Here is a 16277-nt window from a genome sequence, read left to right as displayed (position 1 = left end):
ATCACAAATAATAAGAAAGGAGACCATCAATGAAAACTAAACACTTAGCATCGCTACTGATTGCCGCTGGATTGCTGTCTGCCTGTGCGACAGAGTCTGGCCCTAAACCGCAAAGTTGGGCAAAAGCGGTACAGACCGCTGATACCCGAGATGCGCATATACGTCTTGCGGATCATTACGAAGATGTGGCTAAAACGCTGGATGCGGATGCCCAGGAAGAGCGGGAAATGCTGGATCAATATATAGCCAAACCCTGGAAGTATGGAAAACGCATTCAGGATTTGAAGGCGCGTGCTGACGCGATGGTCAGAGATTTGGAGATGGCAGCTAAAGAAAGCCGGCAAATGGCGGAATACCACAGGCAGATGGCCATGGAAGAGCGCTAACCAGCCTGTTTTCACGTGTCTTCGAATCTAAATCCTGGAGAATTGAGATGATTAAAGAGCATCTTGACTTGGTTATCGTGGGGCTGATCGCGCTATCTATCGCCATGTATGACATGGTGATTGATTTGTTTCTGAATGTGCTGCATCTGTGTTTCGAGCTACTGCATTTTCTGTACGAATGGTTCGAGCTAGGCATAGAGCACACGGTTGAACACCTATTTCATACCTCCCGGCACGGTAGCCAGATCGTCACGTTCTATATTCTGTTATTGATCGCCGGTTTGTTGTTGTACGGCTTATGGCGGCTTATGCCGCGCCTGTGCCGGAAGTGTGTCGAGTGTTTGCGGTTGACTTGGGAACGCCGAAAAACCGAATGCCATTATTACTGGCTGTCGCTGCCTTTGCTGAATAAAGTGCGGCTGATTTCCACGGCAACCGGGGTTTTTAGTTTGACGTTTTATTTCGTAACGTGAGGGTAAACCGCCGAATGGGTGAGAATTTACCTATTCGGCGGGATTGCTTGGGGTGGCTGTTGTCAGCTCGCAGGCACTAAGCCCACTGCTCTTCAATCAGGCCGTCTTGACCGCAAAATACTGCGTGGGTCAGGCCGCAGAAAATGCCGTGTTCGATTATGCCCGGAATCGCATTCAGTTGCTCGTTCAGGGTTTTACCGTCCGGATTGGGTTCGAACGCCACGTCCAATACCAGGCTGCCGTGCGAGGTAACTACCAGGCCATCCTGATTGGCGGTTTGCCGCAACGAACCGTGGCCGCCAATCGCCGCAACACTGTGTTGCACCAGTCGCCAGGCAAATGGGCTGACTTCGATAGGAATCGGAAAATTCTCGCCGATGCGTTTGACTTTCTTGCTGGCATCAATCAACACCAGAAACTGGTCGGCAGCCTTGGCCAACAATTTTTCTCGCACCAGGTCGTAACCGCGGCCTTTCAGCAAAGTCAGGTCTGGGCTTACTTCGTCAGCGCCATCCACATATAAATCCAAGCCGTCGATATGTTCGATGCCGAGTAAGGACAAGCCCAGTTGTTTGGCTTTATTGGCGCTGACTACCGAGCTGGAAACCACCTTGAACTGCAGGCCTTCCTCATTTTGCCGACGCGCCAGCGCTTCGATGAAAAAATTGGCGGTGGAACCGGTGCCCAGTCCCACTATCATGCCCGGTTTGACATGTTGTACCGCGTGTTCCGCGACCCGCTGTTTGTCGTTCATGATTCTGTCCTGTTGAGTGGTATAGAAATATGCCAAGTTGTAGGGGCGAATTGATGCGCTTTGGGCGATTTAAAGCGCGCCTACAAACCTGCTTACTCTTCCAGTTTGAGCACCCGAGCTTCCAGCGCCTTAAATTTTTGCAGCAACTCCGGCAATTTGGCCAAAGCGGCCAATTCTTTCCAGGCCACCTTACGATCCTTGGCCGGGCTGCCGAACACCTGCGCGCCGGGGTCGATGTCGCCGGAGATGCCGCTGCGGGCCATCACGACTGCCCGCGCACCGATCTTCACGTGGTCCGCCACGCCGGTGCTGCCGGCTAGAATCGCGCCGTCTTCGATGGTGCAAGAGCCGGAGATGCCGGACTGGCCGCAGATAATCACGTTGCGGCCGACGATATTGTTATGCCCCAGTTGCACCAGATTGTCGATTTTGCTACCCCAGCCGATTTTGGTAGCGCCCAGCGCGCCGCGGTCGATGCAGGTGTTGGCGCCGATTTCGACGTTATCGGCAATTTCCACATGACCGACATGCGGCACTTTCACATGCTGATTGTCTCGGAATTTATAGCCAAAGCCGTCGGCACCGATTACCGCGCCGGCGTGAATAATCACGTTGTTACCGATGATGCTGTGATCGTAGATCACCGCGTTGGGGTGGATATGGCAGTGCTTGCCTATCATCACATGATTGCCGATGCGGGCGCCGGCCTCGATAGTGCTGCTGTCGCCGATGCTGCTTTGTTGGCCCACGGTAGCGAACGGCCCGACATGTACGTCAAAACCCAAAGTCGATGTTTCAGCCAATACCGCGTGCTCAGACACCTGGCGTTTAAAAACCGGTTCCGGATGCAGCAGTTTTACCGCATTTAAAAAGCTGATTTCCGGGTCTTTGCAGACCAACAAGGTCAGATTTTCCGGAATCTCGCCATCAAGCAATTGCTCGGCGATAAAGCAGGCCGAAGCCTTGGAGTCTTTCAAATATTTTTTGTATTTACCGTCGCTAAGCACGGTGACTTGATGAGGGGTGGCTGACATGATGTCGGCCGCAGAATTAATAAAAGTGGTCGAGTCGCCGCCCTGGGCGGTGGCGCCGCAACGTTGGGCAAGATCCGTAATGAGCATGTCCTATCCTATTTCCAAATGCCAATAATATGAGTGAAGTCGTCGGTCCAAGGCTGCAGACCGAACGTCAGCGGCAGTTTCTGCCAATGCCCGAGCCGGCTTTGCTGCAAGCGTTGCAGGCGCTCGGGCTGTTTCGCAATCACTACCCAGTCGGTAGCGATGACCAGAGGGACATCGGTTTCCGGTTTAAATTCCTGCAACAGGGCCGCCAAATGCAATTGGTTGACATGGTCGGCCATGACTTTTTTCAAGGCCAGATGGCGGTTGGTGATATGAAAAGCCAGTAAACCGTTGTCTTTCAGCTTGCTAAAGTATAGCTGCAAAGCCTCGCGCGTCAGCAGATGCGTGGGTACGGCATCCGAGCTGAAGGCGTCCATGATCAATAAATCGAAGCTGCCATCGGCTTCCTTCAGCAAGGATTGCCGGGCATCGCCGACGATCATTTCCGCCTGCTTGTTGCAGCGGCTTAGGTAGGTAAACCAGGCCGGGTTTTGCGCGACTTCCACCACCAGTGGATCGATTTCATAGAATTTCCACAATTGGCCTTCCTTGGTGTAACACGCCAGCGCGCCGGCGCCTAAACCTACCGCGCCGATGTGCCAGTGTTGGTTTTCGCCGTCAAATTCCGCAAACAGCTGGCCGATGGGGCCGGGACGGCTGTAGTAGGTTAATGGCGTAGTGACGTTGGCGGCGGTCAGCCGTTGCGCGCCGTGTTTGGTGGTGCCGTGATAAAGCTCGCGGACGGTTTCCGGCCGTTGGTTTTCATCGGGGATGACGGTGTCGCGCACCGACATCACGCCGAAGAAGCTGCGCTCCTGGTAAATGGTGTTGGAGGCCATGCTGTGCAAGCCCAGCGTGAACAACAAAATCACCCCGGTCAATGCGCCCAAACCGATGGGGCTATGCCGTAGCGAATAGCTCAAGCCGGCCAACAGAATCAGCGCGCCGCCGATCAAGTCCAGATAATCGAACAACTGCTGGGTAGTGAAATAAATCGTCAGGCCTGTAATCAGTACCAACACTGGAAAAATCGGTTGCAAAAACCAACGGCCGTTGAAAAAACCCGGACGGAGCAGCAAGGCGGCGGCGATCATGATCGGATATTCGTACACCGCATTAAAGATAAACGGCGCGACGAAGGTATTGAACAAACCGCCCAGCATGCCGGCAAACGACATCACCAGATAAAAGCGAGTCAGATATTGCGGGTGCGGCCGGCTTTTGGCCAATTCGCCGTGGCACACCATCACCGCCAGAAAGAATGCGACCAAGTGCAGGATCAAATCCAGCCAATAAGGCAAGGTGGCCGGGTTGATGAAGGAATAAGCGATAAACACCGTCAATACCGCCGGCTGCGCGGCCAACATCCAGGGGCGGATACGCTCGGCCCAGGTGCTGAACACCAGGATGAAGGTCAGCAAATACAGGGTCAGCGGCACGATCCACAACAAGGGCACGGCGGCGATGTCGGTGCTGATGAATTGGGTCAAGCCCAGCAACAAGCTGGACGGTACGAAAGCCAGTGCCAGCCAGCGCAATTGTTGCAACGTCGATGGCGGCTCGATGCCGGCATCGCTTAACACTTCGTCGTCTTCCTTATCGGCTTGGCTGCGCCAGAAACTAACCCCGCATACCAAAATCAACGCACACAAACCAATATATCCCCCGCTCCAGATCAGTCTTTGATTAGCTAAACCCAGATTCGGCTCGATCAAAAACGGATAGCTCAACAAAGCCAGCAAACTGCCGGCGTTGCTGGCGGCATATAAATAATAAGGATCGTCGCTGCTGTGGTGGCCGCTATGCGAAAACCATTTTTGCAGCAGCGGCGCGGTAGTGGAGACCACGAAGAACGGTAAGCCGATCGCCAGAAATAGCGTCCAGACCAGCCATAAAGTCGGATCGCCATCGGTGGGCGGTGCGGCATTTTCCGGCAGCGCCACCGGCAATGCAATCACGCTGAACACCAGCAAAGCGGTATGAATCTGAATCTGCCGTTGGCTGCCCAGCCGCGAACTCAGCCAATGCGCGTACAAATAGCCTAGAAACAATAGCGTTTGGTAAAACACCATGCAGGTATTCCACACCGCCGGAGTACCGCCCAGCAGCGGCAGCAGCAGCTTGCCGAACATCGGTTGCAGCACGAACATCAGCGTGGCGCTGATAAACAGGGTGGCGGCGAATAAAATAACGGGAGAAATCAAAGATTTGGCGGTGGGTTGCGGAGTGTTATTCATTGTAATTATGCGGGTTCCGTACGTGTCCTGGCCCAATGATAAAGCATTTGGCTTTTAAAGTGGTTTTGGATGAGGTTGGGCTAGTGTTTTGCAGTTGACGTTGCAGTCGACCCGAACCGGAGTTTTGCGATTCTTATATAATCGACAATCCGGCTTATTCGGCAGAGACGATAATCAAAAAGCGGGCTATCGAGCTTATTCCCAAATCTGATGAATCCAGTCAATATCGAGTATTTCAAAATCCATCATTCCGAAACTATATGTTTAATTGCTCCATCCAAACCATCGCCCAACAAAGCCGCGTCGCATCGCGCCAATTAGCATCAGCCTCGGAATCGGCGCGCAATCTGGCACTGGCGAAAATGGCCGAAGCGCTGGACTCGGTCAGGCAGAAGGTGCTGGAGGTCAACGCCCAGGAAATCGTCAAAGCCCGCGACGAAGGGCAGTCGGAGGCGATGGTCAAGCGCCTGACGATAGACGACAAAACCTTTGATTACATGCTGTCGCGCCTGAAAAAAGTGGCGCAATTGCCGGACCCGTTAAACCGGATACTGACCGGGCATACCAATCCGGCCGGGCTGCGGGTTTACAAAAAATCGGTGCCGCTCGGCGTGATCGGCATCATTTACGAATCGCGCCCCAACGTCACCACCGATGCCGCCGGGGTGTGCATCAAAAGCGGTAATGCGGTGATTTTGCGCGGTGGTTCGGAAGCCTTGCAAACCAACGCGATACTCACCGATGCGATGATAGCCGGCGCGGTCGCGGCTGGTCTGCCGGAACATGCGATACAGATCATCCGCACCCCCGGCCACGAAGCGGTGGGCGAGTTGCTGAAAATGGACGAATATATCGACGTGCTGATTCCGCGCGGCGGCAAAGGCTTGATCAAGCGCATCGCCGAAGGCACGCGGATTCCGGTCATCAAGCATTACGACGGCATTTGCCACCTGTATCTCGCCGCCGATGCCGATCCGGAGCAAGCCGTCGCGCTGGCGGTCAATTCCAAATGCCAAAGTGTGCAAGTCTGTAACGCACTGGAAACCTTGCTGGTGGACAGTGCATGCGCCGCACAACTGTTGCCGTTGCTGCACACCGCATTTGCCGAAAACCGCATCGAACTGCGCGGCTGCGAACAAACCCAAAAGCTGTTGCCCGGTGTTGTTCCAGCGATGGAAGAAGACTGGCATAGCGAATACCTGGCGCCGATACTGTCGGTGAAGGTCGTGGACGGCATTCAACAAGCCATAGACCATATCAACCGCTACGGTTCCGGCCATACCGACGGCATCGTCACGCAAAGCCTAAGCCTGGCTCGGCAGTTTGAGGAACAGGTGGATTCGGCGTCGGTGATGATTAACGCCTCGACCAGATTATCGGGCGGTGGCGATTACGGCTTGGGTTCGGTGGTCGGTATCAGCACCGATAAACTCCACGTCCGCGGCCCGGTTGGACCAGATGAACTCACCACCTACAAGTGGGTGGCGTATGGGGATGGACATTTGCGCGGCTAGGTAGCAACGCTAGAGACCTGTCCGCGATGTAACTATAGGAAATGCCGATTATTTTTCTATCCTTAAACCGATACCCATGTGATCGGTAACAGCCGCTGTATATCTGCCGCCGCCGCTCACCGGCGTCGATTGTGAGAGGTAGACGACTTCCGCCAGTTTCAGGCTAGTGGTGTTAAAAACGGCTACATCGTATTTTTTAGTGGCCGTGCTGTTAGTGCCTTCAAAGCTGCGTTGATGCGAGTCGAAGGGATTTATGCTGTCACCGGGGTGGGCGTCGCTAAATTTGATGCCCAACGCTCGACTAAGCACTCTGGCGGTAAAATCGTTGGTCGGCTGATTCGTATCGCCCATTACCACGTCAATCGGCCCCAGTCCGGCTTGAATCACCACGCTGTTAATTTTTTGGTAATAGCTCATCAGGCTATTTTCATCTTTGGCGATGGAATTTGGCACGTGTACGAATACCACGATGATGTTGTAACACGCTATCGCCAGCCAACCGTCGCCTTCGCCCAGAAACTTGTTGGCCGCATCTTTAGTGGAATGGACGCTAAAGCAATTACAAGCCTTGGCAGGCGAGGATGTATGAATCAATTGCCCGGCGTTACTATGCAGGGATGTCCAGTCCGAATGGCTGCTGTCCAGTTCGCCGCATACCAGTAAATCGGCGCCGCCGAAAGCGCGTATCAGGTTTTGGTAAATTTGCCGGACCTTATTGGCAACCATACTCGAAAAACTGTCGTTGCTGTGTTGGCCTTTATCCATGTATCCGGACGACGCTGTCGAACGCAGTTCGGCCGGACCTTGTACCGGAATGTCCGGCGAAATATCGGGCGCGGTCGGCAGAACCAGATTCCAGGGGGCCGAATTTTGCGCCATATGCTCATGTGTCATTCTCGTGAAGTACTGAGAATTGGAGGCGCTGATACCGTGCTCGGAACTGGAGTTAGAGTTAAGGGATTGATACGCAATAATCGGCATGTTTAGGTCCTTAAATCCGCTGAGATTTTGTTTGGAAGCAAAGAGAATATCGCGCTGAGATAGATCAATGAGGATATTGTCCGCCGATGGTAGCAGTTTGTCAGGCGGCTCTCAACAGCCTGTTTGGCGGCTTGGATAACCGGTCTTTGCGCAAATGGATTAACCAGGACTTTGCAGTCCGGAGCCTTTGGACCACGCCGCGATCCGGTATAGTCACTGTGCTCCCGCCTGCGCGGGAGCGACGATACTGGCCTGGGCCGGATTAATAATCAGTTTTCGCCTCTACTAATATTATGCTGATGCTCAATAGATTCGGTTAAGTTATAGCCGTTGTCATTAAATAAATCGCCGGTAAAAAATAAGCGCATATCGATAATCCAGCCTATTTTTCTTTGCTTATTATTTTCGACAATAATAGTCGCCAGCTTTTGGTTGTTATCAATAACCTGCGTCACAATGGTCTTTGGATAATCAGGATCTTCTTTTAAAGCTCCGGATACTATGCGCTGAGCCGATTCTATGGTTAGTATCTGGGTGATATTAGGGGTTGCCGAGTTTTTATCGTTTATTAACGATTGCGCTTTAAAATAACCAATATCGTAAGCCAGTTTGGCAATCAGGCTAATGACAATAGCCACGCCCCAAACGGACAGGCCAATTTTTAATCGTCTTCTAACGCGAGGATGAGATAGTCTTTGCAGAAAAACTCTAAATTTCATTTTGATGTGATTATCCGGCCTTATCGGCCACTATTGAATATTAATGGTTGCAGTTTTTGCCCAATAACGCCCGAGCAACTGATATAACGCCAGTGCAAGGCGGGGTATTGGAATCTTGGTTTAGTTCGGCAGTTGCACAAAACCGTGTTGGTCGATTGGAAAAAAAGGATTGAAACAAACTTCCCAAAGAAAGCCGTCAGGGTCGGAAAAATAACCTCTGAAGCCGCCCCAAGCCGCTTTTTCGCCAGGACGAACCAGCTTACCTCCCGCCGAAACCGCTTCAAGCAAGGTCGCGTCAACTTCTTTTGCCGATGCGACGTTGTGAGCCAGCGAAAATCCGGCAAAGCCTGAGCCATCGGCCGATACCATTGCGTCGTCTGCTAATGCTTCGCGGCCATACAACGCAAATGCCAGGCTCCCCACCTGAAAGAATGCCACTTCCTGCTGGCTGCCGGACGATTCTTGCCAACCCAGCGCCTTATAAAAACGCCGGCTTCTAGCCAAATCGGCTACGCCTAGTGTGACAAAACTAATGGTCTGTTTCATGACGCTCCCTGTTACGTAAAAAGGCCGTCTAGTCGGCCAGTGCGGCGCCGACTAGCTATAACCGTCAGCGCAGACCGTAAGCTTAACCAATTGGTTCCACTCTGCCAACAACCGGACGGTCCGGTTTCAACGTAACGCTGAATGCTTCTTTGACGGAAATGTCGGTTTCGAACGTAAATGCCTTGAAAAAACTGGCTATGACCAACAGCATTTCCAGCTCGGCAAAATGACGCCCTATGCAATTATGCAAACCGCCGCCGAACGGAAAAAAGGCGTATTTGTGTCCGCCGGGCGTCGCAGTTTCCAGAAATCTGTCGGGATTAAAAGCGTCCGGGCTGTCCCAAAGCCGGGCGCTATGGTGAGTGGCGTGCATGCTCAATAACACGATGGTGCCGGCGGGAATCGCGTAATCGCCCAGCTCTATGTCCTGAACGGTTTGCGTGGACAGCGCCGATGTGGGCGGATACAGGCGCAGGGTTTCGTACAACGCGGCTTTGGTATAACTCAGCTGGCCTAAGTGCGCGGAGCTTAAGGTTTCGTTCGGCAAGCTGCGGATTTCGGCGGCGATCTTGTCGCGTACATCCGGGCGCCTGCCGGTTAAATAAAAAAACCACACCAAGGTATTGATGGTGGTTTCCTGGCCGGCGAAGAACAGATTGACGGCTTCGTCTTGCAGCAAATTGTCGGGCATTGTGTAACCGGTACTGCGGTCGCTGGCTTGCATTAACTGCGATATCAGACTTTGTCCCGGATTCGTCCGCGTCTGCGCAATTTCCGCACCGATAAAGGTTTGCAGATAGTTCACGGCGGCGAGATAACGCTTGGATTTTAGCGGGATGAAACGTTTCAAACGGCGGCCAAGCACAATTTCGCTGCCCAACTGTACAGGCAACTCCTGACAGATGATTTCAATCACCTTGATCAGCTCCGCGCCGTTGCTCAGCTGATCCACGGACTTGCCCAGCAGGATGCGGATAAAAATCCGCTGAATCAGCCGCTTTATCTCCGTGCTTAAATCAACTTGGCCGGACGCCGCCTTTTTCAACTCTTCCGCCATCGCCGCCGCTTCTTCGACCATGATCAACTCATAGTTTTTTACCGTGTCCTTGGTAAACAACGGTTGCATCAAGCGGCGCTGTTTACTCCAAACCTGGCTTTCGCTATTGACCAGGCCGTTACCGAACAGCGATTTCTTGGCGCCATAAAGAAAACTTCGGTTCAACTGGCCCTTGCCCTCCAGATTGAAAATCTGCTCTATATATTCCGGGTCGCAGACGAACAGAATATTTCTGCCCAACAGCCGTCCCAACACCAGCTCGCCGTATTGCTTATGAATTCCGGCCAGCGTCGCCAACGGCCGCCAGATCAACTGCATCATCGGTAAAAGCACCGAATGTTCCGGCAGTGAGGTTTTTTTCGAACGGTTCAATAAAGTCGAGTTTTCCATGGTTTCAATCGATCATAGACTGCAGTTTTAACGAGCATTCAGCCCGCGGCCCGCATGTTAAGCGGACGCCGTTGAATTGCCTTCCTCATATGCAAGCGGGCTGGAGTCAGGCACGTAAAGTAAGGTTAAAGCTTTGTTGAGCCCATTATCACCAGCTTCTCCCAAAGGGCAATGGCAGTTTTTGCCTGTCTTAAGCAAGGCTGGTAAGACAAGGCATCACTTTGCCAAGTGTAGCGGGTAAAAGTGTCATCATGCGGCTGGGTTTATAGGTTTTGGCAAACTCAGTCCGGCCCGTAAAGGTCAGCCCGGTCACGCTTGAAAAACTGGTCTAAGCTGTTAGCGACAAATCATCAGGGATAGAGATTTCCGCCATGCATCACCTCGACAAAATCGTCAAACTCCACGGCTTGCTGAAAAACCGCCGCACGCCCATTTCCGGACCGCAAATAGACAAAGAACTGGGTTGCTCCAAAGCCACCCGCCAGCGCTTGGTGGACGACTTACGCGACCGTTTGAACGCGCCGCTGGTCTGCGACCGCAGCGCCGGCGGTTACTACTACGACCGCGACGACCCGCGCCATCCTTTCGAACTGCCCGGCATCTGGCTCACCGCCGAAGAACTGCAAGCCCTGATCGCTTGCCAACACCTGCTCGGCAACCTGGCGCCGGGCTTATTGCAAAATGAAATCGGCCAACTCCGCGACCATTTGCAAAAACTGCTGGACCGCTCGCCGGGCGTCAAAACTCCGCAATTGGGCCGCATCAAAATCCTCAGCCAAGCCTACCGCAGCCGCAACGACGCCTTGTTTCTGATCTTGGTCCAAGCCCTGTTCAATCAACACCGGCTAATTATTCAGTATCACGCCCGCAGCGACGACCAAACCAGCGAAAGACAGGTATCGCCGCAAAACCTGGTCTTGTACAAAGACAACTGGTACCTCGACGCCTACTGCCACCAGCGCAACGAACCGCGTACCTTCGCGCTGGACCGCATCAGATCGGCAACCACCAGCGGCGAACCGGCGCAACTGCTGGACCCGGCCACGCTGCAACAACATTTTGGCTCCTCCTACGGCATCTTCGCCGGCACGCCCAAACACACCGCCATCCTCAATTTCTCCGCCAAAGCCGGCCGCTGGGTCGCCGACGAAACCTGGCACAGCCAACAAGAATCCGAGTGGCTAACCGACGGCCGCTACCAACTACGCATCCCCTTCAACCGCCACGAAGAGCTACTGATGGATATTTTGAAATACGGTGCGGAGGTGGAGGTAGTGGAGCCGGGGTTTTTGCGGGAGTTGGTCAGGCAGAAAGCGGAGAAGTTGCTGGCAGTTTACAGATGAATTGAAAAATATTTGAACGAAAAAAATCTCGGCCTCAGGTTCTGAGACCGAGCCATGTTAGAAAACGTTTACCCTGATTCAAAAGGTTTGCCATGAGCGACTACAGCGCATTTTTCAGACACGCAACATTGTTAGCGGAGCCGTTTCCGTATCAACAAACCCTGGCCCAAGCTGCTTGGCCGGATTTCCTGGAAATTCCAACCGGCCTCGGCAAAACCGCCGCAATCATATTGGCGTGGCTTTATAAACGCCAAGTCGCGCATGATGCCGACACGCCGCGCCGACTGGTGTACTGCTTACCGATGCGGGTTTTGGTCGAGCAAACCCAAGCCAACATCGATTGCTGGCTGGAACGCTTGAATCTGCAAGATCAAGTCAATGTTCACATTTTGATGGGCGGCGAAGACGGCCAATCCTGGGTTATGCAACCGGAAAAAGACGCCATTCTGATCGGCACGCAAGACATGCTATTGTCCCGCGCCTTGATGCGCGGTTACGGCGTTAGTCGTTACCAATGGCCGGTGCATTTTGCCTTAATGCATAACGATGCGCTGTGGGTGTACGACGAAGTGCAGTTGATGGGTGCGGGCTTATCGACCAGCGCGCAAGTGGAAGCCTTCCGGCGTACGCTGACAACCAGTGTCGTCACAAAAAGCCTTTGGGTTTCCGCCACCTTAAATCGCGATTCGTTGAATACAGTAGACTTTGCCGATTATTTGCCAAAGACAATCAGCTTGCCATTGAGCAGCGCCGAACAAGCCCTGCCAGAGTTACAACGACGCATTAAGGCGACAAAGCGCCTTTCCAAAGCGGCATGCCTGCTAAGCACCGAAACCAAAAAAAACTACGTCGCGCAACTCGCCGAACTGGTTAGCCAACAGCATCAACTAGGGACGAACAGTTTGGTGATCGTCAATCGGGTCGAACGCGCGCAGCAGATATATGCTCAACTGAAAAAGCAAAAGCCGGCGGCGGAATTATTGTTGGTTCATGCCCGATTCCGGCTGCAAGAGCGGCGGCAACTCAACCAGCGTTTACAGCAAGTGGCACCGGAAGCGGGCCGCATCATCATCGCCACCCAAGCCATCGAAGCCGGGGTGGATATTTCCAGCAAGACCTTGTTTACCGAGATTGCGCCGTGGTCGTCGTTGGTCCAACGCTTCGGGCGCTGCAACCGTTACGGCGAATATAACCAAACCGGCGGTGCTGATATTTTCTGGATCGACATCGAAGACGATACCTTGCCCTACGCGCCGGAGGATTTTGCAGTTAGCCGCAGACATTTGCTGAGTCTGGAGAGCGCCGCGCCGTCCGAACTGCCGAAAGTGACCACCGAACAGGCAATTCATCCCGTCCTGCGCAAAAAGGATTTTCTGGATTTGTTCAACACCGACGCCGACCTGAGCGGCTTCGACACCGACATTTCCCAATTCATCCGTGACCAAGGCATGCCGCAACTGCGAGTGTTTTGGCGCGACATCGAAAAGCCGCAGACTGATGAACCGCAACCTTTGCATAGCGAGCTTTGCCCGGTGTCGATAGGACAAATCAAAGACTATTTCAAGGACAAGGAGCGAGCCGCTTTCGTCTGGGACGGCTTGGCAAAAACCTGGAAAAAGATCGATCAGCCATTTCCCGGCATGACCTTGCTCTTGCTGGCCCGACACGGCGGTTACGATCTGGAATCAGGCTTCGATCCCATCAAAAAACCAGCGGTACCGGTCGTGTTGTCGGAAACGGCGCAAACCGACGATAGCTATACCGGCGACCAAGATAGCCGTAAAACCAAGGCGATAGAACTGCCTGCTCATTTGCGGCATGTTTTCGAACATGCCCAACACTTGGTAGATCAGGTGCAGGCCCAAGCAATTGGAAAACACGCGGTAGTTACAGCCGCTGCTTGGCATGACGTGGGTAAATCGCACAAAGTATTTCAACACACCATGCTGCAAGATGAACGGCTGAGCGATGAAAAGCATTGGGCCAAATCCGCGGCAAACGCCAGTCACCAACGCCGATATTTCCGCCACGAACTGGCCTCCATGCTGGCGTGGCTAATCAACAACGTCGATCACCCGCAACGCGACCTGATTGCTTATTTGATCGTCGCCCACCACGGCAAAGTGCGCTTAAGCCTCAGAGCCATGCCGGACGAAAAGCCGCCCAAGGACAAGCCGCATATTCTCTATGCCCGTGGTATTTACCAAGGCGACTGTTTGCCGGAAGTTGCCGTCCTAGACCAAGTCATGCCGGCTACCGAATTGCGGCTGGAATTGATGCAGCTGGGCGAAACCGAAGTGATGGGGCCGTCGTGGACCACGCGCGTGCAAACCCTATTGCGCGAACACGGCCCATTCGAACTGGCCTGGTACGAAATCCTGGTCCGCATCGCCGACTGGCGCGCCTCGGAAGCCGAACAACAAGAGGGTACGGAGAATCCGCTATGAGCCACGAAATCGAGTTAAAAGGCTGCGCACCTACGCCGCTGGCCCATTACCTGAAGGCGCTGGGCATATTACGTTTGGTCGCGGAGCAGAAAGACCCGAATGCCAAAGGTTGCTGGCGGGATGAGGCCTTTGTGTTGCAAAGCAGTTTGGATAAAGAAAGTCTGTTGCGGTTTTTTCTGGAGGAGTATCAACCTACACCGATTACCGCGCCTTGGAATGCTGGAAGCGGATTTTATTTTGAAGAAGGTAAAGCTGCAGCTATTGATCCTGAGACGGGAAAGTCGTTTAAAACAGGGAAAAAACTTAAAACTGGTATACGAGATAAAGACACTGAGGCCACACGCACTTTAGACAAGCTCTTGCAAAGCCAATGTGACCGTTTCAAAGGTTACAGGGAGTTGCTGGGAAAAACTCGTCAAATATTGGATGAAAAGGGACTCCAAGAGGCTCCAAAAGAGAACCAAAAATCCCTGTTAATACAAACCATTAGAAATGCTTATCCAGATAAATTTTTAAAATGGCTTGATGCTGTTTTACTAATTGGTTCGGACAAAGTTTCTTATCCTCCGTTACTTGGTACAGGAGGGAATGATGGGCGCTTGGATTTTACGAATAATTACATGCAACGCTTGTTGCGATTATTTGACGCGCTTACCGGGGAGCCAAATTCTTTCGTATCAAATTGGTTGGAAGATTCACTTTTTCTTCAGCCTACCCCACAAATGTTAAAAGAGGCTGCTATAGGACAATTTTTACCAGGAAATGCTGGTAGTCCAAATGGAATATCTGGGTTTGAATCAAAATCCTTGGTTAATCCTTGGGATTTTATTTTGATGTTAGAGGGGGGATTGTTTTTTTCAACTAATGCTGTCAGGCGATTAAGTTCCGATACTGGGAGTGGGACACTTGGTTTTCCATTCACAGTCAGAATGATTGGCGCCGGAAGCGGTGCAGGTAATCAGAAAGATGAATCTAACTCGCGTAATGAAATATGGCTGCCGATATGGAATAAAATCACCTCCTTCGAGGAGGTTTGCTGCTTATTTCAAGAGGGTCGGGCAACTGTTGACAGGCGTTTCGCCAAAGATGGATTAGATTTTGCGAGAGCAATTTCTGCATTCGGCGTTGATCGCGGGATCAGTGAGTTTCAAAGATATAGTTTTGTTAAACGTAACGGTGATGCTTATTTAGCGACACCAGTTAATCGTATTGCAGTTCGCAATAATCCCACAGTCGAAATCATCAATGAATTAGAGCGTAGTCGTTTTTTAGATCAGATTCGCCGCTTTGCCCGCAGTGACAAAGCGGCGGCGCGATTGGCCGCATTGGCGCATCAACTGGAAAACCGTTTGTTCGACCTCACGCGCGGCGCAGATCGTCGGGTTTGCCAAGACATTTTGATTTTACTCGGCAAAATTCAACGCGCTGTCGGCATCAGTTCGAAAGCGAAAGAAGATATTCACCAACCGATACCTTTACTAAGCTCGCAATGGCTGGTCGCCAGCGACGATGCCAGCTCGGAATTTCGTTTGGCCTGCGCTTTGGCCGGCTTAAAAGCCGTTGGCGGCGGATCAACAAAATCCTCAGAGCAAGAAAGCCCTATCGCATCGGTTTTCGAGACATATGCCGGTTTGCCTATGCGCTTACATTTTGCCGGTATCAAACTCGACAAGAAACGCTATGTTTGGGACAACGAATCGCGGCTGGCCGTTTGGGGCGAAGGGTCTCTCACGCAAAATCTTAACGAAACCCTGCGTTGCCGCTGGCTGGCGGCGCAGAGGTTCTCGCATAACGACAAACCCTTTGCCTATGGTGTCGGCGCCAATCAAGCCGATATAGCCGCATTTTTGGCTGGCTCAGTGGATGAACGGCGGATCAGCGATTTGGCGCAAGGCTTGGCATTGCTCAAGGAATTCAACTCAAGCGAACTTCAAACGCCAACAACGCGGCATGCCGCATTGCCCGCCGCCTATGCCTTGCTTAAGCCGTTTTTCGTGCCGGATCGCGAATTGGTCAGAATCGGTTTTTTGGCGGCGGATGCCAAGCTACCGCTACGCGGCGAATTGCTGTCCTGGCTGGCCGCCAATCAAACGCAAAAAGCCGTCGATTGGGCTTGGGCCAAGCTGCGGCAGGTCGGCGTCGGTTTGCCGCATTTCCCGCAGCAAGCGCCAAGCGCAGTTGGAATCGATGGGCCTCGCCTGTTGGCGGCGTTGGCATTTCCGCTCGCATACGGCCAAATGAAAAATCTGTTGCTGACGCTGGGCGCCGGTGAAAAAGCAACAGAACAGCAAGCCGAATCGGCCCAATGA

The 16277-nt window shown here is 52.7% G+C and carries 13 protein-coding genes; 6 read left to right on the top strand and 7 right to left on the bottom strand.

Translation table 11 applies throughout. The features are described 5' to 3' along the window. The first annotated feature begins 29 nt into the window (after window positions 1-29). The gene (locus DDY07_RS14555) at window positions 30-386 is read left to right on the top strand and encodes a hypothetical protein (RefSeq protein ID WP_171696389.1); all 357 of its coding nucleotides are present in this window, start codon (window positions 30-32) and stop codon (window positions 384-386) included. 47 nt (window positions 387-433) lie between these two features. Then, on the top strand, window positions 434-859 hold the full coding sequence (locus tag DDY07_RS14550; protein ID WP_171696388.1) for a hypothetical protein: 426 nt from the start codon (window positions 434-436) through the stop codon (window positions 857-859). Window positions 860-935: 76 nt separating this feature from the next. On the opposite strand, the gene rpiA is transcribed toward DDY07_RS14550, so the two are convergent. The 3 genes from rpiA to DDY07_RS14535 all read right to left on the bottom strand — a co-directional run bounded on the left by rpiA (window position 936) and on the right by DDY07_RS14535 (window position 4971). After that, window positions 936-1613 (bottom strand): ribose-5-phosphate isomerase RpiA, encoded by a 678-nt coding sequence (gene rpiA / locus DDY07_RS14545; protein WP_171696387.1) that lies wholly within the window; start codon window positions 1611-1613, stop codon window positions 936-938. Between the two features lie 92 nt (window positions 1614-1705). Further along, complete coding sequence (gene lpxD, locus DDY07_RS14540; RefSeq protein WP_033157076.1) at window positions 1706-2734, bottom strand: UDP-3-O-(3-hydroxymyristoyl)glucosamine N-acyltransferase; 1029 nt, start codon at window positions 2732-2734, stop codon at window positions 1706-1708. Window positions 2735-2742: 8 nt separating this feature from the next. Continuing rightward, window positions 2743-4971: a spermidine synthase gene (locus DDY07_RS14535; protein WP_171696386.1), complete on the bottom strand. Its 2229-nt coding sequence runs from the start codon at window positions 4969-4971 to the stop codon at window positions 2743-2745. 260 nt (window positions 4972-5231) lie between these two features. On the opposite strand from DDY07_RS14535, the gene DDY07_RS14530 reads away from it, so the two are divergent. After that, on the top strand, window positions 5232-6485 hold the full coding sequence (locus DDY07_RS14530) for a glutamate-5-semialdehyde dehydrogenase (protein WP_171696385.1): 1254 nt from the start codon (window positions 5232-5234) through the stop codon (window positions 6483-6485). A 48-nt stretch (window positions 6486-6533) separates the two neighbouring features. Here the strand turns inward: DDY07_RS14530 and DDY07_RS14525 are convergent, their stop codons facing one another. The 4 genes from DDY07_RS14525 to DDY07_RS14510 all read right to left on the bottom strand — a co-directional run bounded on the left by DDY07_RS14525 (window position 6534) and on the right by DDY07_RS14510 (window position 10178). Beyond that, on the bottom strand, window positions 6534-7379 hold the full coding sequence (locus DDY07_RS14525; protein ID WP_101052177.1) for a hypothetical protein: 846 nt from the start codon (window positions 7377-7379) through the stop codon (window positions 6534-6536). Window positions 7380-7735: 356 nt separating this feature from the next. Then, a complete protein-coding gene (locus DDY07_RS14520) occupies window positions 7736-8185 on the bottom strand; it encodes a hypothetical protein (RefSeq protein ID WP_165786281.1) in 450 nt (149 codons plus the stop codon). A gap of 120 nt (window positions 8186-8305) precedes the next feature. Beyond that, window positions 8306-8731, bottom strand: coding sequence for a VOC family protein (locus DDY07_RS14515; protein ID WP_171696384.1), 426 nt, complete (start codon window positions 8729-8731; stop codon window positions 8306-8308). Window positions 8732-8813: 82 nt separating this feature from the next. Next, window positions 8814-10178, bottom strand: coding sequence for a cytochrome P450 (locus DDY07_RS14510; RefSeq protein WP_171696383.1), 1365 nt, complete (start codon window positions 10176-10178; stop codon window positions 8814-8816). 371 nt (window positions 10179-10549) lie between these two features. Between DDY07_RS14510 and DDY07_RS14505 the strand changes: the two genes are divergently transcribed. The 3 genes from DDY07_RS14505 to csx17 all read left to right on the top strand — a co-directional run bounded on the left by DDY07_RS14505 (window position 10550) and on the right by csx17 (window position 16277). After that, window positions 10550-11521 carry a YafY family protein gene (locus DDY07_RS14505; RefSeq protein WP_171696382.1) on the top strand — a complete coding sequence of 324 codons (972 nt, stop codon included), beginning with the start codon at window positions 10550-10552 and terminating at the stop codon, window positions 11519-11521. A 92-nt stretch (window positions 11522-11613) separates the two neighbouring features. Continuing rightward, window positions 11614-13968, top strand: a complete 2355-nt coding sequence (gene cas3 / locus DDY07_RS14500; protein ID WP_171696381.1) for a CRISPR-associated helicase Cas3' — start codon at window positions 11614-11616, stop codon at window positions 13966-13968. After that, window positions 13965-16277 carry a type I-U CRISPR-associated protein Csx17 gene (gene csx17 / locus DDY07_RS14495; RefSeq protein ID WP_171696380.1) on the top strand — a complete coding sequence of 771 codons (2313 nt, stop codon included), beginning with the start codon at window positions 13965-13967 and terminating at the stop codon, window positions 16275-16277. Before cas3 ends, csx17 begins: the two co-directional genes overlap by 4 nt.

It is taken from the genome of Methylomonas sp. ZR1 (assembly GCF_013141865.1).
In the GTDB taxonomy this organism is placed as follows: Bacteria; Pseudomonadota; Gammaproteobacteria; order Methylococcales; family Methylomonadaceae; genus Methylomonas.
This window is presented reverse-complemented; position numbering and strand designations above follow the sequence as displayed.